Source organism: Brevundimonas sp. (assembly GCF_036676055.1).
Lineage (GTDB): Bacteria > Pseudomonadota > Alphaproteobacteria > Caulobacterales > Caulobacteraceae > Brevundimonas.
The window spans coordinates 1-23,353 of the sequence record NZ_JAKFDS010000021.1; the positions used below are offsets into that span (position 1 = coordinate 1).

At 69.6% G+C, this 23,353-nt stretch carries 20 protein-coding genes and 1 tRNA gene; 11 read left to right on the forward strand and 10 right to left on the reverse strand.

What is annotated here, in order from left to right:
- Positions 1–166: 166 nt before the first annotated feature.
- Both V6M45_RS04000 and V6M45_RS04005 read left to right on the forward strand, forming a co-directional pair.
- The gene (locus tag V6M45_RS04000; RefSeq protein ID WP_332654177.1) at positions 167–1,981 is read left to right on the forward strand and encodes an aminopeptidase P family protein; all 1,815 of its coding nucleotides are present in this window, start codon (positions 167–169) and stop codon (positions 1,979–1,981) included.
- 72 nt (positions 1,982–2,053) lie between these two features.
- Positions 2,054–3,043 (forward strand): aldo/keto reductase, encoded by a 990-nt coding sequence (locus V6M45_RS04005; RefSeq protein WP_332654178.1) that lies wholly within the window; start codon positions 2,054–2,056, stop codon positions 3,041–3,043.
- Here the strand turns inward: V6M45_RS04005 and ligA are convergent.
- Positions 3,040–5,379, reverse strand: a complete 2,340-nt coding sequence (ligA, locus tag V6M45_RS04010; RefSeq protein ID WP_332654179.1) for an NAD-dependent DNA ligase LigA — start codon at positions 5,377–5,379, stop codon at positions 3,040–3,042. The two genes, V6M45_RS04005 and ligA, sit on opposite strands and share 4 nt — an antisense overlap.
- A 150-nt stretch (positions 5,380–5,529) precedes the next feature.
- On the opposite strand from ligA, the gene V6M45_RS04015 reads away from it, so the two are divergent.
- The 3 genes from V6M45_RS04015 to V6M45_RS04025 all read left to right on the forward strand — a co-directional run bounded on the left by V6M45_RS04015 (position 5,530) and on the right by V6M45_RS04025 (position 7,796).
- Positions 5,530–6,486, forward strand: coding sequence for a M28 family peptidase (locus tag V6M45_RS04015; protein ID WP_332654180.1), 957 nt, complete (start codon positions 5,530–5,532; stop codon positions 6,484–6,486).
- A gap of 81 nt (positions 6,487–6,567) precedes the next feature.
- Positions 6,568–7,200, forward strand: coding sequence for a methyltransferase family protein (locus V6M45_RS04020; protein WP_332654182.1), 633 nt, complete (start codon positions 6,568–6,570; stop codon positions 7,198–7,200).
- 32 nt (positions 7,201–7,232) lie between these two features.
- Positions 7,233–7,796: a hypothetical protein gene (locus V6M45_RS04025; RefSeq protein ID WP_332654183.1), complete on the forward strand. Its 564-nt coding sequence runs from the start codon at positions 7,233–7,235 to the stop codon at positions 7,794–7,796.
- Between the two features lie 7 nt (positions 7,797–7,803).
- On the opposite strand, the gene V6M45_RS04030 is transcribed toward V6M45_RS04025, so the two are convergent.
- The 4 genes from V6M45_RS04030 to V6M45_RS04045 all read right to left on the reverse strand — a co-directional run bounded on the left by V6M45_RS04030 (position 7,804) and on the right by V6M45_RS04045 (position 13,347).
- Positions 7,804–9,324 (reverse strand): Ppx/GppA family phosphatase, encoded by a 1,521-nt coding sequence (locus V6M45_RS04030; protein ID WP_332654184.1) that lies wholly within the window; start codon positions 9,322–9,324, stop codon positions 7,804–7,806.
- Positions 9,324–11,546 carry an RNA degradosome polyphosphate kinase gene (locus tag V6M45_RS04035; protein WP_332654186.1) on the reverse strand — a complete coding sequence of 741 codons (2,223 nt, stop codon included), beginning with the start codon at positions 11,544–11,546 and terminating at the stop codon, positions 9,324–9,326. The genes V6M45_RS04030 and V6M45_RS04035 overlap by 1 nt, the downstream gene beginning before the upstream one ends.
- Positions 11,547–11,652: 106 nt before the next feature.
- Entirely contained in the window at positions 11,653–12,570 is a 918-nt protein-coding gene (locus tag V6M45_RS04040) for an RcnB family protein (RefSeq protein ID WP_332654187.1), read from the reverse strand.
- Between the two features lie 165 nt (positions 12,571–12,735).
- A complete protein-coding gene (locus V6M45_RS04045; protein ID WP_332654188.1) occupies positions 12,736–13,347 on the reverse strand; it encodes an RcnB family protein in 612 nt (203 codons plus the stop codon).
- Between the two features lie 166 nt (positions 13,348–13,513).
- On the opposite strand from V6M45_RS04045, the gene V6M45_RS04050 reads away from it, so the two are divergent.
- From V6M45_RS04050 to V6M45_RS04060, 3 genes are all read left to right on the forward strand, one after another.
- Complete coding sequence (locus tag V6M45_RS04050) at positions 13,514–14,233, forward strand: glutathione S-transferase N-terminal domain-containing protein (protein WP_332654189.1); 720 nt, start codon at positions 13,514–13,516, stop codon at positions 14,231–14,233.
- A gap of 213 nt (positions 14,234–14,446) precedes the next feature.
- Positions 14,447–14,749 (forward strand): sel1 repeat family protein, encoded by a 303-nt coding sequence (locus V6M45_RS04055; RefSeq protein WP_332654191.1) that lies wholly within the window; start codon positions 14,447–14,449, stop codon positions 14,747–14,749.
- An 80-nt stretch (positions 14,750–14,829) separates the two neighbouring features.
- Positions 14,830–15,084, forward strand: a complete 255-nt coding sequence (locus tag V6M45_RS04060) for a PilZ domain-containing protein (protein WP_332654192.1) — start codon at positions 14,830–14,832, stop codon at positions 15,082–15,084.
- Here the strand turns inward: V6M45_RS04060 and V6M45_RS04065 are convergent.
- Positions 15,081–15,839, reverse strand: coding sequence for a polysaccharide biosynthesis/export family protein (locus tag V6M45_RS04065; RefSeq protein WP_332654194.1), 759 nt, complete (start codon positions 15,837–15,839; stop codon positions 15,081–15,083). The two genes, V6M45_RS04060 and V6M45_RS04065, sit on opposite strands and share 4 nt — an antisense overlap.
- Positions 15,840–15,962: 123 nt before the next feature.
- Here V6M45_RS04065 and V6M45_RS04070 point away from each other — a divergent pair, with 123 nt between their 5' ends.
- Both V6M45_RS04070 and V6M45_RS04075 read left to right on the forward strand, forming a co-directional pair.
- Entirely contained in the window at positions 15,963–17,408 is a 1,446-nt protein-coding gene (locus V6M45_RS04070; protein WP_332654195.1) for a GumC family protein, read from the forward strand.
- Positions 17,409–17,468: 60 nt separating this feature from the next.
- Entirely contained in the window at positions 17,469–18,170 is a 702-nt protein-coding gene (locus V6M45_RS04075) for a hfsB (protein ID WP_332654197.1), read from the forward strand.
- On the opposite strand, the gene V6M45_RS04080 is transcribed toward V6M45_RS04075, so the two are convergent.
- The 4 genes from V6M45_RS04080 to V6M45_RS04095 are packed head-to-tail and all read right to left on the reverse strand — an operon-like array spanning position 18,167 to position 23,082.
- On the reverse strand, positions 18,167–19,108 hold the full coding sequence (locus V6M45_RS04080; protein WP_332654198.1) for a glycosyltransferase family 2 protein: 942 nt from the start codon (positions 19,106–19,108) through the stop codon (positions 18,167–18,169). The genes V6M45_RS04075 and V6M45_RS04080 overlap by 4 nt on opposite strands.
- Positions 19,108–20,049, reverse strand: a complete 942-nt coding sequence (locus V6M45_RS04085) for a glycosyltransferase family 2 protein (RefSeq protein ID WP_332654200.1) — start codon at positions 20,047–20,049, stop codon at positions 19,108–19,110. Before V6M45_RS04085 ends, V6M45_RS04080 begins: the two co-directional genes overlap by 1 nt.
- Positions 20,046–21,497, reverse strand: coding sequence for a lipopolysaccharide biosynthesis protein (locus V6M45_RS04090; protein WP_332654202.1), 1,452 nt, complete (start codon positions 21,495–21,497; stop codon positions 20,046–20,048). Before V6M45_RS04090 ends, V6M45_RS04085 begins: the two co-directional genes overlap by 4 nt.
- A gap of 1 nt (position 21,498) precedes the next feature.
- Positions 21,499–23,082: an exopolysaccharide biosynthesis polyprenyl glycosylphosphotransferase gene (locus V6M45_RS04095; protein ID WP_332654204.1), complete on the reverse strand. Its 1,584-nt coding sequence runs from the start codon at positions 23,080–23,082 to the stop codon at positions 21,499–21,501.
- Positions 23,083–23,217: 135 nt separating this feature from the next.
- Between V6M45_RS04095 and V6M45_RS04100 the strand changes: the two genes are divergently transcribed.
- Positions 23,218–23,309: transfer RNA gene (locus tag V6M45_RS04100), tRNA-Ser, on the forward strand.
- Positions 23,310–23,353: the final 44 nt, after the last annotated feature.

The following is a 23,353-nucleotide window of genomic DNA, read 5'->3' on the forward strand; positions in this document are numbered from 1 at the left end:
GGAAAACGGCCGCGCGGGGCAGCCTGTCTCGTCGAAACGGTAATCACATTCACAACCGGGCGAGGCCCGGCTGTCCCGCTCCCTCCCCACACCGCTTCGCAAGAAGCGGCGCAGAGTCGTGCCTTGTCCCTCCCCAACCGCGTCAACGACGGCTATCTAGGCCTCCATGCGCCAGTCCTTCGATGAAACCACCGATCCGTCCTTCGGGGCCAGACACCTGCCCCGCGTGCGCGCCGCCATGGCCGAACAGGGTCTCGACGGCCTGCTGGTCCCGCATGAGGACGAGCATCAGAACGAATATCTGCCCGCCGCCAACGACCGGCTGGCCTGGCTGACCGGCTTCACCGGCTCGGCGGGCGCCGGGGCGGTGTTGACGGACCGGGCGGCGGTGTTCGCCGACGGCCGCTACACTGTCCAGGTCCGGGCCCAGGTCGATCCGGCGCAGTTCGAGATCCTGTCGCTGGAGAACGACGGCCTCGCCGCCTGGCTGGAGAAGGCCCCGAGGGGGGCCACGATCGGCTACGACCCGCGCCTGCACAGCCCCGACGCCCTGGCCTCGCTGAAGCGCGCGGTCGGCAAGGCGGGGGCGGTGCTGAAGCCGGTCGAGATCAATCCGGTCGACCAGGCCTGGGGCGACGAGCGTCCGTCGCAGCCGACCGCCCCCGTCGTCCCTCACGACGACCGCTACGCCGGCGAGTCCAGCGCCTCGAAACGCGCCCGCATCGGCCTGGCCATCCGCGAGGCCGGGGCCGACGCCGCGGTCCTGACGGCGCCGTCGTCGATCGCCTGGCTGTTCAACATCCGCGGCGGCGACGTGATCCGCACTCCGCTGCCGCTGTCCCAGGCCATCGTGGCCGCCGACGGGAGCGCGCGCCTGTTCCTCGATCCGCGCAAGGTCACCAACGAACTGCCGGGCTGGCTGGGCGACGCCGTGACGCTGGAGGCGCCCGAGGCGCTGCGGGACGCGCTGGACCGCCTGTCCGGGCGATCGGTTCTGGTCGACCCCGGCCAGTCCTCGGCCTGGTATTTCGACCGGCTCGAGGCCGCCGGCGCCACCGTCGTGCGCGCCATGGATCCCTGCACCCTGCCGCGCGCCTGCAAGAACCCGGTCGAGATCGAAGGCAGCCGTCAGGCCCACATCCGCGACGGCGCGGCCCTGACCCGTTTCCTGCACTGGGTCGACACGACGGCGCAGGAGACCCTGCCCGACGAGCGCGAGATCGCCGAAAAACTGGAGTCCTTCCGCGAGGCCACCGGGGCGCTGAAGGACCTGTCGTTCGACACCATCGCCGGCTCGGGCCCCAACGGCGCCCTGCCGCACTACAAGCCGGTGACCCGCACCATCCGCCGGATGGAGAAGGGCAGCCTGCTGCTCGTCGACGGCGGCGGCCAGTATCTGGACGGCACCACCGACGTCACCCGCACCATGGCGGTCGGCGAGCCGACGGCCGAGCAGCGGCGCATGTTCACCCTCGTGCTCAAGGGCCACATCGCCATGGCGACGGTCCGCTTCCCCGCCGGCACGACCGGCCACCAGCTGGACGCTCTCGCGCGCCTGCCGATGTGGATGGCCGGTCTCGACTACGACCACGGCACCGGCCACGGCGTCGGCAGCTATCTCGGCGTCCACGAGGGTCCGCAGCGGATCGCCCGGGCCCCTAACGCCCAGCCGCTGCTGACCGGCATGATCCTGTCCAACGAGCCCGGCTACTACCGCGAAGGCCACTGGGGCATCCGCATCGAGACCCTGCAGGTGGTGACTCCGCCCGAGCCGATTCCCGGCGGCGAGCGCCCGATGCACGGTTTCGAGCAGCTGACCTTCGCCCCGCTGGACCGCAAGCTGATCGACGTCGCCCTGCTGACGCCGGACGAGCGCGCCTATGTCGACGCCTATCACGCCGAGACCCTCGCCAAGGTCGGGCCGCTGCTGGAGGGCGAGGCGAAGGCGTGGCTGGAGGCGGCCTGCGCGCCCTTGAAATAAGGCGGAACGGCGCCCACCTCCCGGGAGCCGGCGGGTGCGTCGCCGGCTTCCCACATTTCAGGAGATGCGCCGATGAAGACGCGCAAGCTGGGCCGGTCGGGCCCTGAGGTTTCCGCCATCGGCCTCGGCTGCATGGGCATGGCCGCCTTCTACGGCCAGCCGTCCGACGAGGCCCAGGCGACAGCGGTGATTCACCGCGCCCTCGATCTCGGCGTCACCCTGTTCGACACCGCCGAGATGTACGGCCCGCACACCAATGAAATCCAGCTCGGCAAGGCCCTGGCCGGCCGGCGCGACCAGGCCTTCATCGCCACCAAATTCGGGATCGGCTACAACGCCGACCGTTCGGCGCTCGCGGTCGACGGCTCGCCCGCCAATGTCCGCCGCGCCATCGAGGGCAGCCTCAAGCGGCTGAACGTCGACCACGTCGACCTCTACTATCTGCACCGTGTCGACCCCGACACGCCGATCGAGGAAACCGTCGGAGCGATGGGCGAGCTGGTCGCCGAGGGCAAGGTCCGCTTCCTCGGTCTGTCGGAAGCCGCGCCTGAAACCCTGCGCCGCGGTCACGCGACCCACCCGATCACCGCCCTGCAGACCGAATATTCGCTGTGGAGCCGCGACCCCGAGGACGAACTGCTCGCCGTCTGTGAGGAGCTGGGCGTCGGTTTCGTCCCCTACAGCCCGCTCGGCCGCGGTTTCCTCTCCGGCGAGATCAAGTCGATCGACGACCTCGCCGCCGACGACTTCCGCCGGTCCAACCCGCGCTTCATCGGCGAGAATTTCCAGAAGAACCTCGATCTCGTCGCGGCCGTCCAGGCCATCGCCGTCGACAAGGGCGTCACCGCCGCGCAACTGGCCCTCGCCTGGGTCCTGGCCCAGGGCGAGCACCTCGTCCCCATCCCCGGCACCCGCCGCATCCGCACGCTGGAAGAGAACGTCGCCGCCGTCGACCTGACCCTGACGCCGCAAGATCTCGCCCGCATCGACGGGGTCTTCCCCAAGGGCGCGGCTTCAGGCCACCGCTACGCCGAGGCCGCCCGTTCGGCGTTGAACCGCTAGCCGCCGATCAGCGCCAGCCACTGGTCCTCGGTCAGCACCGTCACCCCGTGCTTCTGAGCCTCGGCCATCTTGGATCCCGCGCCGGGGCCGGCGACGAGGTAGTCGGTCTTCTTCGACACCGACCCCGAGACCTTGGCGCCGAGGCTCTCGGCCCGGGCCTTGGCCTCGTCGCGGGTGAAGCGTTCGAGGGCCCCGGTGAAGACTACGGTCTTGCCCGCGACGGCGGTGTCGGTCTTCGGTTTCTCGGCGTCCTCGATCCGGTCGAGCTCGCCCACCAGCGCGTCGACCATGGCCCGGTTGTGGCTCTCGCGGAAGAACAGGGCGAGGGCCCGCGCCGCCACCGGTCCGACCCCGGATACCCCGGCGATCTGGCCGAGGCCTTCGGACGGCCCCTCGGTGCGGGCGACCTCCGCCAGCCGGACCAGCCCGGCCCAGTCGTCGGCCAGCGACGCCAGCCCGCGCCGCGCCGGGGCGGCGAGGCCGGGGAAGGCGAGGGCGATCTTCTGGTCGATCGGCGCCTCGGGCCACGGATCCTCAGCGGCAGGCGATGCCTCCGCCAGCGCCGCGATCACCCGGGGCGACACCGCATGGGTCTCGGCCAGCCGCACCCAGTCCTCACTCGGAATGCCCTCCGCCGCGGCGAGGCAGGCGGCCTCGAAGGCGGGCCAGGTCTCGAAGGCGCGGGCCAGCACGATAGAGGTCTGCTCCCCGATGTCCCGCACCCCCAGGCCGTAGATGAACCGGTCCAGCGCAATGGTCCGCCGGGCGTCGATCCCTGCCACCAGATTGCGCACGCTGGTCTCGCCATAGCCGTCCTCGGCGCGCAGGGCGTCCAGCTTCTCCGCGTCCCGCGCCAGCCGGAAGATGTCGGCCGGCTGGCTGATCCAGCCCCGCTCATGGAAGGCGATCAGCTGCTTCTCGCCCAGCCCCTCGATGTCGAAGGCGCGCCGGCTGCAGAAATGCTTGAGGTGCTCGATGCGCTGGAACGGGCAGGCCAGTTCGCCAGTGCAGCGTCGCACTACCGACTCGACCCCGGAGGCGTTGGTCTCCTTCACCAGCGCCGTCTTCAGCGGGCAGATGCAGATGTGCGGAAACGCATAGGGCTCGCCGCGCCCGGGGCGGCCGGCGTCGACGACGCCCAAGATCTGCGGGATCACGTCGCCGGCCCGCTGCAGGGTGACGGTGTCGCCGATGCGGACGTCCAGACGCGCGATCTCGTCGGCGTTGTGCAGGGTGGCGTTACGGACCACGACGCCTCCGACGGTGACCGGATGCAGTCTCGCCACGGGGGTGTGGGAACCGGTGCGGCCGACCTGGATGTCGATGCCTTCCAGCACGGTCTGGGCCTGCTGGGCCGGAAACTTGTGAGCGATGGCCCAGCGCGGGGTGCGGGCGACGAAGCCCAGTCGCGCCTGCCAGTCCAGCCGGTCGACCTTGTAGACGACACCGTCGATGTCATAGCCGAGCGTCGCCCGGTCGCTCTGGAGGCGGTCGTAGAGGGTCAGCAGGCCGTCGGCGTCCTCGACCCGGCGCGAGCGGTCGTTGACGGGAAACCCCCAGCCCTTGAGGGCGTCCAACGCCCCGGCCTGGGTCTCCGCGAACGGCTCCGATATCTCGCCCCAGGCGTAGGCGAAGAATCGCAGCGGCCGTGCGGCCGTGACCGATGGATCCTTCTGGCGCAGCGACCCGGCGGCGAAATTGCGCGGGTTGGCGTAGGTGCGGGTTCCGGCCGCCTCGGCCGCGGCGTTGAAGGCGTCGAAGGCGTCGTTGGGCGCATAGACCTCGCCCCGCACCTCGATCACCTCCGGCCAGTCGGCGCCGGCCAGGCGTTCGGGGATGTCGTCGATGGTGCGCAGGTTGGCGGTGACGTCCTCGCCGGTGCGCCCGTCGCCGCGGGTCGCGCCCCGCACCAGCACGCCGTTCTCGTAGCGCAGGCTGGCGGACAGGCCGTCGATCTTGGGCTCGGCCACGAAGGCGACCGGCTCGCCCGCGGGCAATTTCAGAAAGCGGCGGATGCGCGCCTCGAAATCGGCGACCTCGCCGGCGTCAAAGGCGTTGTCCAGCGACAGCATCGGCACGCCGTGCCGGACCGGGGCGAACTGGGTGGAGACGGCCGCCCCGACCACCTGCGACGGCGAGTCGGCCATGGTCAGTTCGGGAAAGCGGTCCTCTATCTCCAGGGCGCGCCGCTTCAGCGCGTCATACTCCGCGTCCGAAATCTCGGGCGCGTCATGGCTGTGATAGAGGGCGTCGTGACGCGCCAGTTCGACGGTCAGGTGGGTGAATTCCTCCCGGGCCTGTTCTTCGGTCAGCTGATCGACGGCGGTGTCGGTCATGGGAATCGTGTTCGCTCCGGTTTTGCCGCCGACTTCTAGCACCCGGGGCGAACGCCGCGAGACCGGGTCCGTTTCGTCGCCCATGACACGACGTTAATCTGACGACGTCGGCTGCGCCTGCTAGCGTGACGGAGTCTCAAGGGAATCTCCATGCGCCACCTTCGCCTCGCCGTTCTCACGCCTTTCGCCGCGGCCCTGTTGCTCGGCGCCTGTTCGACCGCCACGCCGGAAACTCCGGCCGCGCCGCAGCCGTCGGCGATGCACGCCCAGTTGCTCGAGGACGTCCGAATCCTCGCCGCCGACGAGATGCAGGGTCGCGACACCGGCGCGCCCGGCGGGGAAATGGCCCGGACCTATATCGTCGGTCGGCTCGAGGCGCTGGGCGTGGCCGCCCCGGCCATGGGACGGCTGCAGCCGTGGGAAATGCAGGGCCGCACCCGCGAGGGGCCCAGGACCTTCAACGGCGTCAATGTGCTCGGCGTCATCCCGGGCACGCGGGTGACCGATCGGTACATCGTCGTGACCGCCCACTACGACCACGTCGGCGTCTCCGAGGGTCAGATCTACAACGGCGCCGACGACAACGCCTCGGGCGTCGCCACCATGCTGGCGCTGGCCGCCGATCTGAAGCGCGAGGCGCCGGAGCACTCGGTGCTGATCGTGGGGCTGGACGGCGAGGAGCGGGGCCTGCTGGGCGCCCGCCACTTCGTCGAGGCCCCGCCGGTGCCGCTCGAGTCGATCGCCATGAACCTCAATTTCGACATGACCGCCCGCGCTGAGACCGACGGCAAGCTGTGGGTCACCGGCACCTACCAGCACCCCGGCTTCCGTCCGCTGCTCGAGACCCTGCCGGCCAACGGGGCGGTTGCGCTCGCCTTCGGCAAGGATACGCCGCAGGACACCGGCGAGGACAACTGGGTCAATTCGTCCGACCATGCGGCCTTCCACCGGGCGCAGGTGCCGTTCCTGTATCTCGGCGTGAATTACCACCCCGACTATCACCGTCCGTCGGATGATTTCGGGACGATTACGCCCTCGGTGTTCATCAGCGCCACCGAACTGTCGATCGCCTCCTTCCGGGCGCTGGACCGCGGCCTGGATCGTTGATCGCGAACGCCTTTCGCTCGCAAACACGGGCCTTGAAATCACCGTCGATACGGCGTTCGGTAGCCGCCGGAGACCCGACGCATGACGACATTGACCCCGACCCCTCTCAGCCTCGGTGCGGTCCAGAAAATCCGTAAGGCGGCGGTGCTGATCGGACTGGTCAGCCTCGTCGGCCTGTCGCTGGTAAGCCAGTCGATCGGCGGCGTTGATGGACAGTGGCATGAGGATGTGGAGGGGGTAGGACTTGCGGCCATTGTCCTGGCCATCGTCGGCCGCGCCTGGTGCTCGCTCTACATCGGCGGCCGCAAGAAGTCGGAAATCGTCGACCGCGGCCCGTATTCGATCAGCCGCAATCCGCTCTATGTGTTCAGCTTCATCGGGGCCTTCGGCATCGGGGCCCAGAGCGGCAGCGTGACCATCGCCCTCCTGTTCGTGCTCGTCGCCATGCTGGTGTTCTCGCTCACGGTCGGTCGCGAGGAGGCCTTCCTGGAGCGTGAGTTCGGATCGGCCTACCTGACCTACAAGGCGCGCACCCCGCGTTTCTGGCCCCGGTTCGGGCTGTGGCGCGACGAGGACCAACTGACCATTCGCCCCTCGCTCTTCCTGCTCACCATTCGCGATGGCCTCGTCTTCCTTTTCGCCATCCCTCTGTTCGAAGTGATCGACATGGGTCAGGCGGCTCACTGGCTGCGCGTGGTCGCCTACCTGCCGTGATCGCGGCCAGCCGGGTCCTACGCGGGAGCGAAATGTCCACCTTTCGCCGCTCCATCGGGCTTGCTGCTGCGATGCTTACCCTCGCCGCCTGCGACCAGACGGGCCCACGGCCGAGCGGGGAGGCGGGTGGTCCGGCCGCTGCGTCCTTCTCTCATGCCGCCACGTCCGACCTGTCGGGCTACTACAGGCCCGCGGCCGTGGTCCGGCTCGGGCGCTGGCGGTTGGACCATGTCTTCATTGGCCAGCCTCCGGCCTTCGAGGCCTGGGCCGGTGGGGCGCGCGGGGGGAGCGGGCCGGTCATGATCCAGTTCAGCGCAGTCGCCGGTGGGCCGACGGACGCGGCGGTCTCGGGCGGGCCGCGTGGAGTCACCGCCCGCGTTCTGCCGACGAGCTATTCGGTCACAGACACCCGCCTGAATTTCGAGGGCCGATCGCCGGAGCTCGGCGTTGTCTCCTTTGACGGACGGCTGGACCCGAACGCCCTGGCTACGGCGAGACGGAATCTGGGCCGTGACGGCGTCGTCCTGACCGGAACCCTGACGGCGGCCGGGCAGTCGGTGCGCAATGTGCGTCTGAACTGGTCGATGGGCGACTGAGCGAACCTCAGGCGCCGTTCCGGATATCCAGCTTCAGACCCATGGCCTCGGCAAGCGCCTTGCCCCGCCGCCGGGTCTGCTCACCCAGCAGCACGTCGGCATAGCCGTCGGATGCGGACAGCACCAGGACGCCATCCTTCACGGCGACATGGGCGTTGACCAGCAGTTGCGGCGCGCGCCCTGACAGATCACAGGCGAGACGGATGGCGAGGCCCAGCGCCCGCGCGGCGGTCCTCTGGTCCTCGTTCAGCAGCCGGGTCACTGTGTCCGGTTCGGGCGTGGCCGCCCCGCCGCCGTAACGGGCGTTTACGGCGGTGGCGAGATAGGCGCGTTCGGCGTGGGTCTGGCCCGGGATGGGCGCGCGCAGGACCTGGTCGAAGGCCAGCTCGATGCGATGATCCGGGTGCAGCCGGGCGCCGAGATCCGCCAGTCGGCAGGCCGCATCCGCCAGAGTCCGGTCCCGCCCGGAGTCGAACGCCCGGGGCAGGGCTTCGATGATGGGATCGATCCAGCCGAACAGCGCCCCGGGGAGGCCCGGCGAAATGCCCTGCCGTGCGCCCAGGGCGGTGCAGCCGGCCAACAGCGGGTCGGCGGCGACGGCTTCTTCGTCCAGGGCCTCGTATAGCAGCCCCTCGCGCACGCCCCAGGCCGACAGCACGATGCGCTTTAGACCGAGGCGGTCGATGAGGCCCTCAAGCACAAGGGCGGCGTGCGGCAAGGTTTCGGCCCGCTTCTTCGACAGGCCTTTCCAGCGCTCCAGCGAGGCCCGCGACGACCGGGCGACGAGGCGCGCGATGTCACGCGCCTCGTCGGCCTCCATCACATACTGGTGCACGATGTGCAGCGGATAGCGGGCGTGGCCCATGTGGACCTGCGCCAGGGTCCGCCACGCGCCGCCGACGGCGTAGAGGGTGTCGGCCTTGTACTCCCCCGCCGGCTTCAGCCGCGTCGCGATCGTCTCGCGGAGCTTGCCGACGTCGAACGGGCCGTCATTCGCCAGGGAGAAGGGGCCCAGCGGCAGGGTGACGCCTCGCCCCACCCGACCGTCCTCGATCCCGACCAGCTCCAGGCTGGCCCCGCCGAGATCAGCCGCGACGCCCCTGGCGCCCGGCATGCCTGCGATGACGCCGAGAGCGGCGTACCGCGCTTCTTCCTCGCCGGACAGAACGCGGATGACCAGGCCGGTCTCCGCCGCCACGCGCTCGCAGAAGGTCTGGCCGTCGGCGGCCTCCCGCACGGCCGCCGTCGCGGCGACAAAAGTCCGGGCGGGCTTGACCCCGTCGATGACCGCGGCGAACCGCTTCAATGCTGTCAGGGCCAGTTCCGCCCCGTCCTCCGACAGCCGGCCGGTCGACGCCAGGTCGCGCCCGAGCCCGGCCAGCACCTTTTCGTTGAACACGGTCCAGACGGCGCGGCCTTCCAGACGATACAGGACCAGACGGACCGAGTTGGAGCCGATGTCGACGGCCGCGAACTCGCGGGGCGCGTCGAAAATCGATCCGGTCGCTGGCGCGAGCGCGGTCGGCATCAACGCTTCTTCCGCGACGGCTCGTAGCTCAGCTGGCCGGGCAGGGTCTTCACCTTGCGGCCGCGTCCCGACAGGCTTGGATTGGTCATGAAATACCTGTGGGCCGAGAACGGCCGTTCGGGGTCGGCCGGCGCGACGCGGCGGTAGTCGCCGTCGGCGTCCAGAATCCAGCTCTGGGCGTCGTCCTTGAGGTTGGCCACCATGATCTGATCCAGCACCTGGTCGTGAACGGTGGCGTTGAGCACCGGAGTCATCAACTCGACGCGGCGGTCGAGGTTGCGGGTCATCCAGTCGGCGGAAGAGATGAACAGCTTCGCCTTGTCGTGCGGCAGGTCCCGACCGTTGGCGAAGGCGACGATGCGGCTGTGCTCAAGGAAGCGGCCGACGATCGACTTGACGCGGATGTTCTCCGACAGTCCGGGCACGCCGGGCCGCAGGCAGCAGATGCCCCGCACGACCAGCTCGATGCGCACCCCCCACTGGCTGGCCCGGTACAGGGCGTCGATGACGCCCGGATCAACGAGGGAGTTCAGCTTGGCCCAGATGGCGGCGGGCTTGCCCTTCGCGGCGGCGGCCATCTCCGCGCCGATCAGGTCGATCAGGGTCGCCTTCATGTTCAGCGGCGAGACCACCAGGGCCTCCAGCTGGTCGGGCGTCGCGTACCCGGTGATGTAGTTGAACACGCGGCTCGCATCCCGGCCGAGCACCGGATTGCAGGTGAACAGGCTCAGGTCTGTGTAAACCCGGGCCGTCACCGGGTGGTAGTTGCCCGTGCCGAAGTGGCAGTAGGTGCGCAGGCCCTCGCCCTCGCGGCGGACCACGACGCTCAGCTTGGCGTGCGTCTTGTACTCGACGAAGCCGAAGACGACATGGACGCCCGCCCGCTCCATGGCCCGGGCCCATTTCAGGTTGGCCTCTTCGTCGAAGCGCGCCTTGATCTCGACCAGGGCGGTGACGTTCTTCCCGTTCTCGGCGGCCTCGATCAGGGCGGCGACGATCGGGCTGTCGCGCGAGGTCCGGTACAAGGTCTGCTTGATGGCGATGACGTTGGGGTCGCGCGCGGCCTGGCGCAGAAACTGGACCACCACGTCGAAGCTCTCGAAGGGGTGGTGGATCAGCATGTCCTTCTCACGGACAGCGGCGAAGATGTCGCCGCCGTTGTCGCGGACCCGCTCAGGATAGCGCGGCTCGTAGCCCGGGAATTTCAGGTCCGGATGGCCGCTGGGAATGAGATCGGAGACTTGGGCCAGGCCCAGCATCCCGTCGACCAGCACGATGTCCTGCGGCGCCGCGTCCAGCTCGTTGGTGATGAAGGTGCGCAGGTCGTCGGGCATCGACGCCTCGATCTTGATGCGCACCACCGAGCCGAGCCGGCGCTGCTTCAGCGCCTCCTCGAACTCCATGACCAGATCCTCGGCCTCCTCCTCGATCTCGATGTCCGAGTCGCGGATCAGGCGGAAGACGCCCTGCTCCAGCACGTCGCACCCCGGGAACAGGTGGTCGATGAAGAGCATCAGAAGGCTCTCGAGGGCCAGGTACCGCTTACGGCCCGGCGTGGATCGTCCGTCGGTGGCGAGCGGCCAGAATCGCTTCACCTGCGTCGGCACGGGCACCAGGGCGTAGAGCATCCGGTTGTCGGAGCGCCGCCGCAGCTTGAGGGCCAGCGAGAAGCCGAGGTTTGGCAGGAAGGGGAAGGGGTGGGCCGGATCGATGGCCATCGGCGTCAGGATGGCGAACAGCTGGCTGAGGAACTCGGGCTCCAGCCGCTCGCGCTCGGTGCGGTTGATCCTGGTCGGATCGACCACCTCGATTCCGGCCGCCGCCAATTCCTTTCGCAGCTTGCGCCAGCGCCGTTGCTGCTCGTCCATCAGTCCGCCGGCCGCGACGCTGACCTCGGCCAGCTGTTCCGCGGGCGTCAGGCCGTCGGCGGACAGGACCCGGACACGCTCGCGGACCTGGCCTTTCAGCCCGGCGACCCGGGTCATGAAGAATTCGTCGAGGTTGTTGGCCGAGATCGACAGGAAGCGCAGCCGCTCCAGCAGCGGGTGCGCCGGGTTGGCGGCTTCCTCGAGGACGCGGCCGTTGAACCTGAGCCACGAGATTTCACGGTTGAAGAAGCGGGCCGGCGAGGCCATCAGCTCCTCTGACAGGTGCAGCTGGGGCGCGCGGGAGGAGGGGACCTCTTCGCCGGTGGTCGTGTCGCTGATCGCCGCGTCCTTCATGGGACCGGTTCTGACGCGGCGCGGCGGTTGCTGCAACCTCGATCCCAGACAGCGAAACGCCGGCCGGTCTCGCGACCGGCCGGCGTTCCATCCGTAGGCCGAAGGCTTACCAGCTCCAGGCGTCGTAGATGACGTCGATGATGTAGCCGTCGTATTCGTCGATCAGATAGATGTGGTTATCGACCAACACCCAACGGGTTCCTTCGGGCGGATAGCCGAGCCCGTAGGTCCGCCAGTCGTTCAGCCGGTAGCGCCAGAAGATCGACGGGAGGTAGTCGCCAACCCGCCAGGTCTGGCTCCAGTAGGTGCGCGGGACGTTGTAGTAGCCGTACCCCGGAGCGAAATAGAAGCCGATCCGGACACCATTATAACCGCGCCAGCGCCGGTCGTGGCGCCACCAGTCGCGGCCGTGACGACGGGTCCAGTCGCGCCGCCAGCTGTCGCTGTTGAACCGCTGGCGGAACTCGCGGTATTCGCGCCGGTCCTCCCGGCGCTCCTGCCGATCCTCACGACGGTCCTGGCGTCGCTCCTGACGGTCGTCCCGGCGTTCCTCCCGGCGTTCCTGCCGATCCTGCGGCTGCTCCGGACGGTTCGGCCGGTCCTCACGCCGCTCCTGCCGACGGTCCTGGCGGTCGTCCCGCCGGTCTTCCCGCCGTTCCTGGCGATCCTCGCGCCGCTCCTGCCGGACCTCGGGGCGGATCAGCGGCGCAGGGCGATCCTGACGCCGCTCTGCGCGCCGCTCTTGCCGGTCGTCCCGGCGCTCTTCGCGCCGCTCCTGACGGGGGGCGTCGGGCTGCTGGGGTCGATCGGGCTGGTCCGGACGAGCCGGTCGCTCCGGACGGGGCGCAGGCGGAGGCGTTTCGGCCCGGCGTTCGGCGCGGGCTTCAGCCCGGGCTGCGCGACGCTGTTCGCGAGCTTCGGTGCTTGCGGACGCCTCTTGGTCCTGCGCCATTACGGCGAGCGGCGAGGCCGCGGGAACGACGAAAGCCGCGACTGCGGCGGCGACCATCAATGAGCGCTTCATTCTCGTTTCTTCCTGCACGTCCCTGTCAGACGGCTTGAGGGAAAGGTCGCGCTTGCACGATGAACCGTGACTGAACGGATGGCGACGTTTCATTAATCATTTGAAATGAAACGCCCCGCCGGGCCGAAGCTCCGCGGGGCGTTCCTGAAGGCCCTTTGGCCAGGCCTAGAAAACGTCGTTCAGCACGCTGGCGATCAGGCCGGTCGCGATGGCGATCATGACGATGTCGTCGCCGGCGTGGACGTAACGGTAGCCGCGAGGCGCCGGCCGCAGGCCGTAGACGTACGGGTCGCGCACATAATAGCCGCGATAGGACGGCGGCAGATAGCCGCCTCGCTGCCAGCGATAGCCGTAATAGCGCGGCTCGACACGGTAGTAGCCGTAGCTCGGGGCGTACCAGTAGCCGCTGCGGGCGCCGCGATAGTCGCGGAAGTCGTCGCGACCCCGCCACCAGTCGCGATTGCTGCGGTCCCATCGGCGATCCTGACGGAATTCCCGACGGTCCTCGCGACGTTCCTCGCGGAACTCCCGCCGGTCCTGGCGGCGGTCCTGACGGTAATCCCGCCGGCTGTCGTACTCGCCCCGGCGCCAATCGCGGCGGTCCTCCCGGCGTTCCTGCCGATACTCGCGACGGTCCTCGCGTCGGTCCTGACGATACTCCCGGCGATCCTCGCGGCGTTCCTGCCGGTCCCGCCAGCTCTGGGCCTCAGCGGCCAACGGCGCAGCCGTCGTGGCCAGGGCGAGGCCTATGATTGCTGCTCTGGTGAAGCGTCTCATCCGGGTCTCCATCCTCTTCGGGACGGAAGGCGTTACCGGCCCGTTAATCATGTCAGCATTCAGCCACCGTGATGAACTGCGCCTGAACGCGGCGGTCAGGTTCGTCGTTGCGCCGGGCGACCGGACCGCCCAAGTCCAGACATGTGTTTGAGTCCGGAGCCGCCGCATGACCCGACCGATTGAACTCTGGTACTGGCCGACGCCGAACGGCTGGAAAATCTCGATCGCGCTTGAGGAGATGGGCCTGCCCTATGTGATGAGGCCGGTGAACATCGGCGCCGGCGAGCAGTTCGCGCCGGCCTTCCAGGAAATCAGCCCCAATGGCCGCATGCCGGCCATCGTCGACCCTGACGGTCCGGACGGGCAGCCGCTGGCGATATTCGAGTCCGGGGCCATCCTGCAGTATCTCGGCGTGAAGTCCGGCCGCTTCTATCCGCAGGACCCTCGGGGCAAGGCCGAGGTCGACCAGTGGCTGTTCTGGCAGGTGGGCGGCTTGGGTCCGATGGCGGGCCAGACCCATCATTTCCGCCAGTACGCTCCCGCCATGATCAAGGACCAGCGTCAGATCGCCTATGGCGTGCGGCGCTACACCGACGAAACGCACCGCCTCTACGGGGTGCTGGACCGCCGCCTCGCGGACCGCGACTTCGTGGCCGGCGAGTATTCCATCGCCGACATGGCCATCTGGCCGTGGATCCTGCCGGAGTTGCAGGGCCAGTCGCTGGAAGAGTTCCCCCACGTCAAGGCCTGGATGGCGAGGGTGGGGGAAAGGCCCGGCGTGGTCGCTGGCCGGGCGCTGGGCGACACCCTGCGCCGCAGCCTCGCCGCTTCCGGCAAGGCCGCCGAAGAGGCCCGCAAGGTGCTGTTCGGGCAACGGGCGCGGTAACCCTTTGTAAGCGGTGCGGTGACTCTTCGTTAGCGGTGGTGAATCAGAGATTTCGAAGAGATTTCAGAGGTCTTTACACGGCGCGCTATTCCGGACGATCTGGCCGGAAAGGCCGTTCAGAGGCCGTGGCTGTTAACTTTAACTTCAAACCGCGGGTATTTCATCGGTGTCAGAAGGCGGGGCCAGAAAGGCGCCGGTTCGGAGGATACGGTGATGATCGCGCAAGAAACGGCGCCCACGGTCAACGAAGAGCAGGGTCTGCCCCTGCCAACGGCTGAGATGAGCGGGGACGACCTGTTCCGTCTGGGTATGATGTATTCGAGCGGCCAGGGCGGTTGCCCGATGGACCGCGTTTCGGCCCATATGATCTTCAACCTGGCGGCCATGAAGGGCTCGATCGAGGCGCGCGTCTATCGCCGCGAGATGAGCGCCGAGATGGAGCAGGATGAAATCTGCGAAGCGCAAAAGGCGGCCCGCCGCTGGATTGACGCGGGCGTCGTGTCGCTCGCGGCCTGAGCCCGCCGACCGTCCACCGCCGTTAATCCTTGTCGGCCAGCTAGACACTACACTGTCCGCAGACGACGGACGGTCCCTGAATGCCAGTTAGTGATTACAGGAAACGAGAACGGCCGCGCATCGCCGTTAAAGCGCAGCTCATCCACGGCCCGATGAAGGAAAGCCACGCGGTCGTGGTTCGCAACATGCACGAGGGCGGCGCCAAGGTTCGGCTTGTCGACACGCGCGGCCTGACCTTCTCGGGCGCCGTCGTGCTGAAGCTGGCGAGCGGCGAGCGTGAGTGCGCCGTGGTCTGGCAGAAGGGCGACGAGGTCGGGCTTCGGTTCGAGCCCTAGAAATTCTGATACTGCCCGCCGATAGCGTAGCTGAAGCCGATCGGCAGGGCGTTGCGGAACAGCGAGACGAAATTCGCCACTTCGCCCAGGTTCGAACGCGGCACGAAGAGGATGTCGCCGCGCCTCAGGGCCACGACCTCGCCGCGGCGGGGCCGCAGATCGACCGCCCGCATCATCCGCACCCCGCCCGGACCCCGCCGGATCAGCGCCACCTCGTGCTGGCGCGCGGTCGGCAGGAAATCCCCGGCCTGGATCACGGCCTGGTAGGCGTCCAGGTCGCCGGTCATCTCGATCATGCCCGGGGTCCGCACCTCGCCGCCAACCCAGACGCGGATCGGTCCGGCCGTCTTCAGGGTGATTTCCACCACCGGTCGCCGCAGCTGGCTGGCGAAGGCGTCGGACGCATCCGCCTCGACCTCGGCGATGGTCCTGTCCGCCGCCATGATCTGGCCGACCAGCGGCAGCGAAATCCGGCCATCGGGCCCAATCCTCTGGGTCCGGGTCAGTTCGACGGCGGTCGGCGTAGCGATCTCGATCTCGTCGCCGGGATAGAGCACATACTCAGGTTCATTCTCGGTCCAGTCGGCGAAGCCGATCTCCGGGAAAGACGTCCGGCCGACTTGCTGGACGCGGTCGCCGCCCGAGGCCATCGGCCCGGGCATCCGTGCGCCGTACTCGCCGCCGCCGCACCCGGAGACCAGCGCGCCGCCGGCCCCGGCGAGGCCCAGAAGCAGCAGGCGGCGGTCGATGGACATGGCGGATTGATTCCCGGAAGCAGCGTCTGACCGCAAGGTCGCCGCTTATGGGTAACCATGAGTTAACGCCGCTGGCCCAAGGCTGGACCCGTTCAGTCCCGCAGATGGAATCAGTCCGCCCGCATGCGCACGACGGCCTACACGACAGTCCGCCCGCGCTACGGCTTCGTCGATGTCGTCGGCCTGCTGTTTCGCGAACTGCTTCTGATGATCATCGTCTTCTTGCTGCTGTTCGCGCTCGGCACGGCCGCGGTGCTGACGCTGAAGAAATCCTACACCGCCAGCGCCAGCGTCTACGCAGGCGTCGGACAGGAATATGTCTACCAGCCGCGGGTCGGCGCCGCCGAGCGGGGAGGGCAGCCGCTGGAGGCGGACGCCGTGGCCCAGTCCGAGGCCCAGATCCTCGGCAGCCTCGCGGTCAAGCAGAAGACGGTCGAGGCCCTCGGGGCCGACGCCATTCTCGGGCCCGGCGCGACCGGAACCCCCGCCGAAAAGAAGGCGGCGGCGCTCAAGGCCCTGGACAGCGGTCTCGGCGTGGGCACCACGCCCGGCAGCGCGATCATCTCGGCGTCCTACGCCGCCAACGACCCGGTGCGCGCCGCGACGATCCTGAACAGCCTGATCGATCAGTATCTGGTCCAGCGCCGGACGGTGTTCCGGGATCGCACCACCCCCGCCATCGCCGCCCAGCGCGAGGCGTTCGAGGAAGATCTGGCCCGGGCCGACGCGGCCTACAACGCCTTCATGACGTCGAACAACATCGGCGACTTCGCCACGGCCAAGGCGTCGCTGGCCGCCAGCTACCAGACCACCCAGGCCGAGGCGCTTTCGCTGAGGGCCCAGCTGAACCAGGCGACGCAGCGGCTCAACACCCTTGAGGCCCAGCTGGCGCAGCAACCGGCCGAGGTCGTGCTGCAGCAGGACCTGAACGTTTCGGCCCAGAACCAGATTCTGGAGCTGCGCACCCAGCGCGAGGCGCTGTTGTCGCGCTACACGCCGGACGCCCAGCCGGTGAGGGATATCGAACAGCAGATCGCTGATCTCCAGGCCTATGTGGCAACCGGGACGACCGTCGGCGCCAAGGAGGTCCGCACCGGGCCCAGCACCGTCTTCACCGCGATCGAGACGGCCCGCATCACCGCCGCCGCCGACCGGGACGGGCTGGCGGCCCGGCTGGCCGTGGCCGAACGCCAGCTGTCCCAGCTGCGCTCGCGGCTGGCCGATCTGACCCGGCTGGAATCGACCAACGCCAACCTCGCCGGCAACCGCGAGGTCCTGACCGCCAACATCCGGGAGTTCCAGCAGCGCGAGGTGCAGGCGCGCGCCGACAACGCCCTTGTCGCCGCCGGGGCCGACAATGTCACCGTCATCGAGCGGGCCGAGGCCCCGACCCGCGGCTCCAGCCTCAAGGCGCCGCTGCTGGCCCTGGTCGTCCTGTTCGCTGGCTTCACCGCCCTGTGCGTGGGCCTGCTGAGGGTGTTCACCCGCCGCGGCTACACCACGCCGGCCTCGACCGGGCGCACCCTCGAAATGCCGGTGCTGGCCGTCGCGCCGATGAAGGCCCGGTGATGCGCCTCCCTACGCTCGTCATGGTAGCGTGGGGCCTTGTAGCGGGCGCGTAGCGATTCGATGGTCGACCTGACATCCGAAATGGCGGCTCTCTGGGCGGCGCTGGGCCCGGCGCCGGGCCACCGCGGCCGCGTGATCCAGATCGCAGCCGCCAACTCCGGCGAGGGCGTCTCGACCGTGGCGCGCGAATACGCCCGCCTGACCGCCGTGCGCGCCCGTCGCCCGGTCTGGCTGATCGACGCCGATCTGGCGCAGCAGGGCCAGCTCGAGGCCGTGGCGGCCGAACCCGACCGCTTCGGGGCCTTGGGCAAGGCGGCCATCGCGACGCCGGACGGCTCGATCTTCTTCGCCATCACCCCGCGGATCACCGACCGGGCCGGCAAGCCGGTGCATCCGGCCCGCTTGCTGACAGCTCGCCCCTGCCTCGGCGGGCGGCTTTGGGTCACCCGGTTCGCGGCCGAACACCTGCGTTCGGGTCAGCGGGCCGAGGCGATCGCCGACCCCCGCTACTGGGACGCCCTGCGCAAACATGCCGACACGGTGGTGATCGACAGCCCTGCCGCCGACCGTAACGCCATGGCCATCACCCTGGCGCCCTTCGTCGACGCCACGGTGCTGGTGGTGGCGGCCGAGAGCACGGCGGCGGGCGACCCGCTGATCCTTCGTGACGAGATCGAGGCGGCGGGCGGCAGGATCGCCGGCGTGGTGGTCAACCGCTCGACCTATCGGCCCCCGGCCTTCCTGAAGCGGCTGACCGGCTAGGCCTGCGCCGCGTCCAGCCGCGCTACTTCGCGCACGCCATAGAAGTGCGGCTCCAGACCCTTCATCCAGAACAGTTTTCCCACGCCCCGTGCCGTGCGGTCGTAGAGGTCCGCCCGCTTCGGGCTGCGGATCAGGGTCAGCAAGGCGGCCCCGACACCCCAGACCAGGGCCTGGCCAGCGCCGACGACCATCCAGCGCAGCACCGCCGGCCAGTCCCGCGCCGCCGCGGCCGTCTGGCTGGGGCCCTGGCCGTAGGCGAAAGCCCGGGCGAGGGCGTATTTCAGGGTCGCGCGATGGGCCGGCGCGAACTCCTCGACCGCGGCGTCGGCGGCCCAGCCGAAACGGCCTCCGCGGGCGGCCAGGCCCGCGAACAGGGCGTCGTCCTCACCGCCGGCATGGTCGGCCCTCGCGTCGAACGGGGCCGGTCCGGGCAGGGCGACGCTGCGCACCATCAGGGAGTTGCCGCAGCCGTACGGTTCATCGATCAGGCCGCTGCGTCCGGGTCCCTCGCGGCCGAAGAACCGCTCCAGATAGGGCTTCAGCCAAGGCTCGGCATCGGGCGCGCGCCCGGTGATCGGGCCGAACACGACATCGGCGCCGGTGCTCTCCTGCGCCTCGATCAGGGCGGCCAGCCAGCCGGGCGAGGCCGCCTCGTCATCGTCGAGGAAGGCGATCAGAGGGGCCCGGGTGGCGCCGAGGCCGGCGTTGCGGGCCGTGGCCACGCCGGGTCGGGGCGCGTGCACATACACCAGCGGCCACGGCGCCAGACCGCGCAGGGCCTCGACCCCGATCCCGGCCGACCCCGAAGGGTCGTTGTCCACGACCACGATCTCCGAAATCCGGTCCCCCACGCCGGTCTGGGCGAACAGCGAGCGTAGCGCCCGCTCGAGGCTCTCCGGGCGCCGCAGGGTCGGAACGATGATCGCGACGTCGGCCATTACACCGCGTCCGCATAGAGGGCTGCCCGATACAGGCGCAGCGAGAAGGCCCGCGCCGCCACCGGCAGCCAGTCTGCCTCGGCCGCCTTGCGCATCCGGCCGCGCAGCCATGGCAAACCCGGGAGGCGCTTCAGCAGCTTCGCCGCCCTGTAGCTGGGATAGGCCGCGACGATCCCGGGATGGCGGTCGGCCATGCGGGCGAAATTGGGCGCGGACTGCTCATACTTGCCGGCCAGCGAGGCCACGGTGTCCAGACCCATATGGGTGGCGGCATTGTCGAGGTGCACGACCCGGAAGCGCCGCGACACTCGCATCGCCCACTCCACGTCCTCCCAGCCCCAGCCCGTGAAGCCGGGATCGAAGGCCTCGGCCTCGAACACGTCGCGGCGCACGAGCAGGTTGGAGGTGTAGACGTATTTCTCCGGCTGCCGCGCCCGTTCCGTATAGGGCACGCACTCCGATTTCGCCGCCATGGCCCGGTGCACGGCGAACCGCGCGTCGGTCGGCGCCTGCAACAGCGAAAAGCCGCCGAAGGCCACCGCCGGATCCTCGCGCGCCACCAGCTCGGCCCAGTCGCGCAGGAAGCGGCGATGGTCGGGCCGCATGTCGCTGTCCAGGAACAGCAGACTGCCCCCCCGCGCCGCCGACGCCAGCCGGTTGCGGCCGACCGACCGCCCCTCGTTGACCGGCAGGGTGATCAACCGGGCGGGCAGGGCCATGGTCTTGATCCGCGCAGTCAGCCGCGCCGTCAGTGTCGCATCGCGGGTGCCGTCGTCCAGCACGATGACCTCGACCGCCCCGTCGACCGACGCCGCCTCCTCGTCGAGCAGGGCGAGCAATTCCTCAGGGTCGTCGCGCAGGAACGGCGTCAGCACCGAGAGGGTCGGCCGGGCGCCCTTCCAGGCGGCGTTGTCGATGATCTTCGCCCGCGCCGCCGTCATGCTGTCGCCCTCCGGTCCCGGTTCCGCGCCAGCAGCCGCAGGGCCACATCCCGCACCCCCGCCGCGTTCAGCGTCAGGGCCACGGCGGCATAGACGACCCCGCCGACGCTCGCGTCCAGCATCAGCTCCGCGAACCCGCCGATGGATGGCAGCCGCGCCACGACCAGCGCCATCGCCCCCGTGGCCACGCCGCAGCGGATCAGACTGTCCCACGGGATCGGCAGCGGCAGCACCCGGCGCCCGATCACCTGCGTCGCCAGCAGGCCGAGGGCGAAGCTGGCCGCTGTCGCCCATGCCGCCCCGATCAGGCCGTAGAGCGGCACCAGGATCAGGTTCAGCACCACGTTCAGCCCCGCCGGTATCGCCATGGCCACCAGCAGAAGTTTCGTCTTCTTGCCGAGGGTGAAGGCCTGACCGAAATAATAGGCGGTGAGGCCGTACAGCAGGGCCGACAGGGCGATCCACGGCGTGATGCTGGCCGCCGCGACGCGCAACTCCTCACCGATCAGCACCTCGGCGAGCGGCCGGGCGACCAGCGCCACGCCCGCCGCCGCCGGCAGACCGATCAGCAGGAAGGTCGACAACTGCTCCCGCGCCGCCGCCTTCAGCTGGCCCGGTCCCCCGCGCTCCAGCGCCATGATCAGGGCCGGCTGCCCCGCCGATCCCAGCCACAGAAACAGCACGTCCAGCGTCCGGTTGGCGATCGAATAGCCGGCGTGATAGGCGCCCACCGCCGCCTCATCGAGGAAGGCCGCCAGCAGGAATCGGTCGGTCGACGACAGCACTACGGTCAGGGCCAGCGAGGCCGCGATCGGATAGCCGTACAGGGCGTAGCCGCGCACCCGCGCCGGCTCGAAGCCGCCGCCGCGCGCCTGCCTCAGCTCGCCCGGCAGCACGAAGGGCAGGGCGGCCAGAGGGGCAAGTCCAATGCCCAGCAGCGGCGCGGCCCCGCCCCATCCGGCGAGGGCGAAGCCGACGCCGATGACGAGGCCGCCGATGGTCACGGCGATGTCCAGTCCCGCCGCCTTGCCGACCTCTCCGGCGGCGCGGAATCGCTCCTGACCCAGCTTGACCAGACTGCGCGCCGGCACGCCCGCCAGACCTGCCGCGAGGGCGATCCGGAACAACGGGTCGCCTGGCCAGATCCACATCGACAGCGCCGTGAGCACGAGGAAGCCGGCGCTGAGGGCGAAGGCGGTGCGGTACAGCGAAGCGAAATGCCCCTGCGTCGCGGCCCCGGGCTCCTGCGCCGCCCAGAACCGCGCCATGGCCGCCTCCAGCCAGCTGAACACCGCGACGTGCGCCAGCGTCATGACCGAGAAGGCGAGGGCGTAGCGGCCGAAATCCTCGGGACTCAACAGGCGGGTGAACAGCACGATGGCCAGAAAGCCGACCACCCCCTGCACGATATTGGCGGGCAGATAGCCCCAGACGCCGCGCCAGAACATCTCAGCGGACCGCCGAACGGTCGCCCAGCAGGACCGGAATGGTGATGGCCATGATCCACAGGTCCAGCCAAAGCGACTGGCGCTCGACATATTCGATGTCCAGCCGCACCCGCGTGCGCACGTCCTGCGCCGTGTGCAGCGGCCCGCGCGAGCCGTTGACGGCGGCCCAGCCCGTCATGCCGGGCTTGATCCGGTGACGATGGGCGTATTCCGCCACCAGCCGGGCGCTTTCGACATGGCCGGTCTTCATGCCGATGGCGTGGGGCCGGGGCCCGACCAGCGACATCTCGCCGGTGAGCACATTCAGCAGCTGCGGCAGTTCGTCGAGGCTGGTCTTGCGGATGAAGCGGCCGACGCGGGTGACCCGGTCGTCGTCGTGCGTCACCTGCCGGCTGGCGGTCGCATCGGCGGCCTCCTGCTTCATCGAGCGGAATTTCCACACCACGATCTCCTCGTGGTTGAAGCCATGGCGGCGTTGGCGGAAGAAGATCGGCCCGGGGCTGTCCAGCCGGATGGCTGCGGCGATGACCGCCATCACGGGGGCCAGCAGCACCAGGGCGATCAGGCCGATCACCAGATCCTGCAGCCGCTTGTTGAAGGCCCGGCGGTCATGGTCGACCGGTCCCTGCACATCGGCCAGGGGCGCCGCCGCCAGCCGGTTCAGCGCCGATCGCGTCTCCGCCTCCCCGTTCGGCTCGACCAGCAGGGTGACCTCGTTCGGCAGGGTCCGCAGCCGCGCTGTCAGCTCGCGCACCCGGGCCTCCGCCTTCGGATCGATGGCCAGCACGACCCGGTCGACATAGGGCGTCATCTTGTGGGTCAGCAGGTCGTCCGCCGTGCCCAGCACCGGCACGCCCTCGATCGCCTCTGGCGAGCGCGCCAGCCGGTCATCGAAGATCCCCAGCACGTTCAGATCGCGCCGCTTCAGCGCCTCGCGGATCAGGGTCTCGGCCCGCCGCGTCGCCCCGACCAGCACGATGTTCGGCGTCAGCGCGCCCGATGCCCGCCAGCGTCCGACCAGGTCGCTCCAGCCCATGTGCAGGCCGTACAGGCTGACCAGCACCAGCCCGCTCCACACCAGCCAGGCCGACCATTGCGCTTCGGCTCCGAGAAGGAGCCCGCCCGAGATCAGGGCCGCCGCCGCCCCGGCCGCGACAATCCCCGCCACCGAGGCCAGATGAAGCGACGCCTTCTGGCCGCGGGCGAACCGGTAGAGGCCCAGAGACCGCATCAGGCCCAGCACCGTCAGGGCCCCGAGAGCGAAAGGCGCCAGCCGCGACGCCTCGGCGTGCAGCAGCGGCCCCGGCGTCGCCGCCCAGGCGCACAGCAGGGTGACCGCCGTCACCGCCAGCACGTCGAAGGCCCGGAAATAGTGCGCCGCCAGCCGCGAGGCGTGCCTCTGCCGGGCGTTCAGCCAGACTTCGGGGCGGAACGGCCCGCGCCGGGCCGACCCCGCGGCCCGTGCGCCGCGACCTTGCCCCACGGCGGAGGAGGCGGCTAGCGCCTGCAATCCCGACACGTCGAAACCGCCGGCCGTGGCGGCCGGGTCGGCGTCGAACGAAAGGCGGTTCGCGGCGTCGGTCAATCTCGGCTCATATCCGGCGGGTTCGTCGCCACCTTGCACAGGCCCTCTCACTGTCGCGTTAACGGTGGCCTGCCCCGTCGCATCACCAAGACCCGTTGCGCCCGCACGCGCGCTCCGCTATCCACGCCGCCTGCCGGAGACGTGGCCGAGTGGCTGAAGGCAACGGTTTGCTAAATCGTCGTACCCTGTAAGGGGTACCGAGGGTTCGAATCCCTCCGTCTCCGCCAGAACCTTCCCGCTTTCCGGAGTTCTGCAGTCGTTCAGGCGCGAG

Excerpts from the sequence above, each read along its gene's own strand:
- V6M45_RS04000 (WP_332654177.1), top strand. The coding sequence starts at position 167 with ATGCGCCAGTCCTTCGATGAAACCACCGATCCGTCCTTCGGGGCCAGA.
- V6M45_RS04005 (WP_332654178.1), top strand. The coding sequence starts at position 2,054 with ATGAAGACGCGCAAGCTGGGCCGGTCGGGCCCTGAGGTTTCCGCCATC.
- ligA (WP_332654179.1), bottom strand. The coding sequence starts at position 5,379 with ATGACCGACACCGCCGTCGATCAGCTGACCGAAGAACAGGCCCGGGAG.
- V6M45_RS04015 (WP_332654180.1), top strand. The coding sequence starts at position 5,530 with ATGCGCCACCTTCGCCTCGCCGTTCTCACGCCTTTCGCCGCGGCCCTG.
- V6M45_RS04020 (WP_332654182.1), top strand. The coding sequence starts at position 6,568 with ATGACGACATTGACCCCGACCCCTCTCAGCCTCGGTGCGGTCCAGAAA.
- V6M45_RS04025 (WP_332654183.1), top strand. The coding sequence starts at position 7,233 with ATGTCCACCTTTCGCCGCTCCATCGGGCTTGCTGCTGCGATGCTTACC.
- V6M45_RS04030 (WP_332654184.1), bottom strand. The coding sequence starts at position 9,324 with ATGCCGACCGCGCTCGCGCCAGCGACCGGATCGATTTTCGACGCGCCC.
- V6M45_RS04035 (WP_332654186.1), bottom strand. The coding sequence starts at position 11,546 with ATGAAGGACGCGGCGATCAGCGACACGACCACCGGCGAAGAGGTCCCC.
- V6M45_RS04040 (WP_332654187.1), bottom strand. The coding sequence starts at position 12,570 with ATGAAGCGCTCATTGATGGTCGCCGCCGCAGTCGCGGCTTTCGTCGTT.
- V6M45_RS04045 (WP_332654188.1), bottom strand. The coding sequence starts at position 13,347 with ATGAGACGCTTCACCAGAGCAGCAATCATAGGCCTCGCCCTGGCCACG.
- V6M45_RS04050 (WP_332654189.1), top strand. The coding sequence starts at position 13,514 with ATGACCCGACCGATTGAACTCTGGTACTGGCCGACGCCGAACGGCTGG.
- V6M45_RS04055 (WP_332654191.1), top strand. The coding sequence starts at position 14,447 with ATGATCGCGCAAGAAACGGCGCCCACGGTCAACGAAGAGCAGGGTCTG.
- V6M45_RS04060 (WP_332654192.1), top strand. The coding sequence starts at position 14,830 with ATGCCAGTTAGTGATTACAGGAAACGAGAACGGCCGCGCATCGCCGTT.
- V6M45_RS04065 (WP_332654194.1), bottom strand. The coding sequence starts at position 15,839 with ATGTCCATCGACCGCCGCCTGCTGCTTCTGGGCCTCGCCGGGGCCGGC.
- V6M45_RS04070 (WP_332654195.1), top strand. The coding sequence starts at position 15,963 with ATGCGCACGACGGCCTACACGACAGTCCGCCCGCGCTACGGCTTCGTC.
- V6M45_RS04075 (WP_332654197.1), top strand. The coding sequence starts at position 17,469 with ATGGTCGACCTGACATCCGAAATGGCGGCTCTCTGGGCGGCGCTGGGC.
- V6M45_RS04080 (WP_332654198.1), bottom strand. The coding sequence starts at position 19,108 with ATGGCCGACGTCGCGATCATCGTTCCGACCCTGCGGCGCCCGGAGAGC.
- V6M45_RS04085 (WP_332654200.1), bottom strand. The coding sequence starts at position 20,049 with ATGACGGCGGCGCGGGCGAAGATCATCGACAACGCCGCCTGGAAGGGC.
- V6M45_RS04090 (WP_332654202.1), bottom strand. The coding sequence starts at position 21,497 with ATGTTCTGGCGCGGCGTCTGGGGCTATCTGCCCGCCAATATCGTGCAG.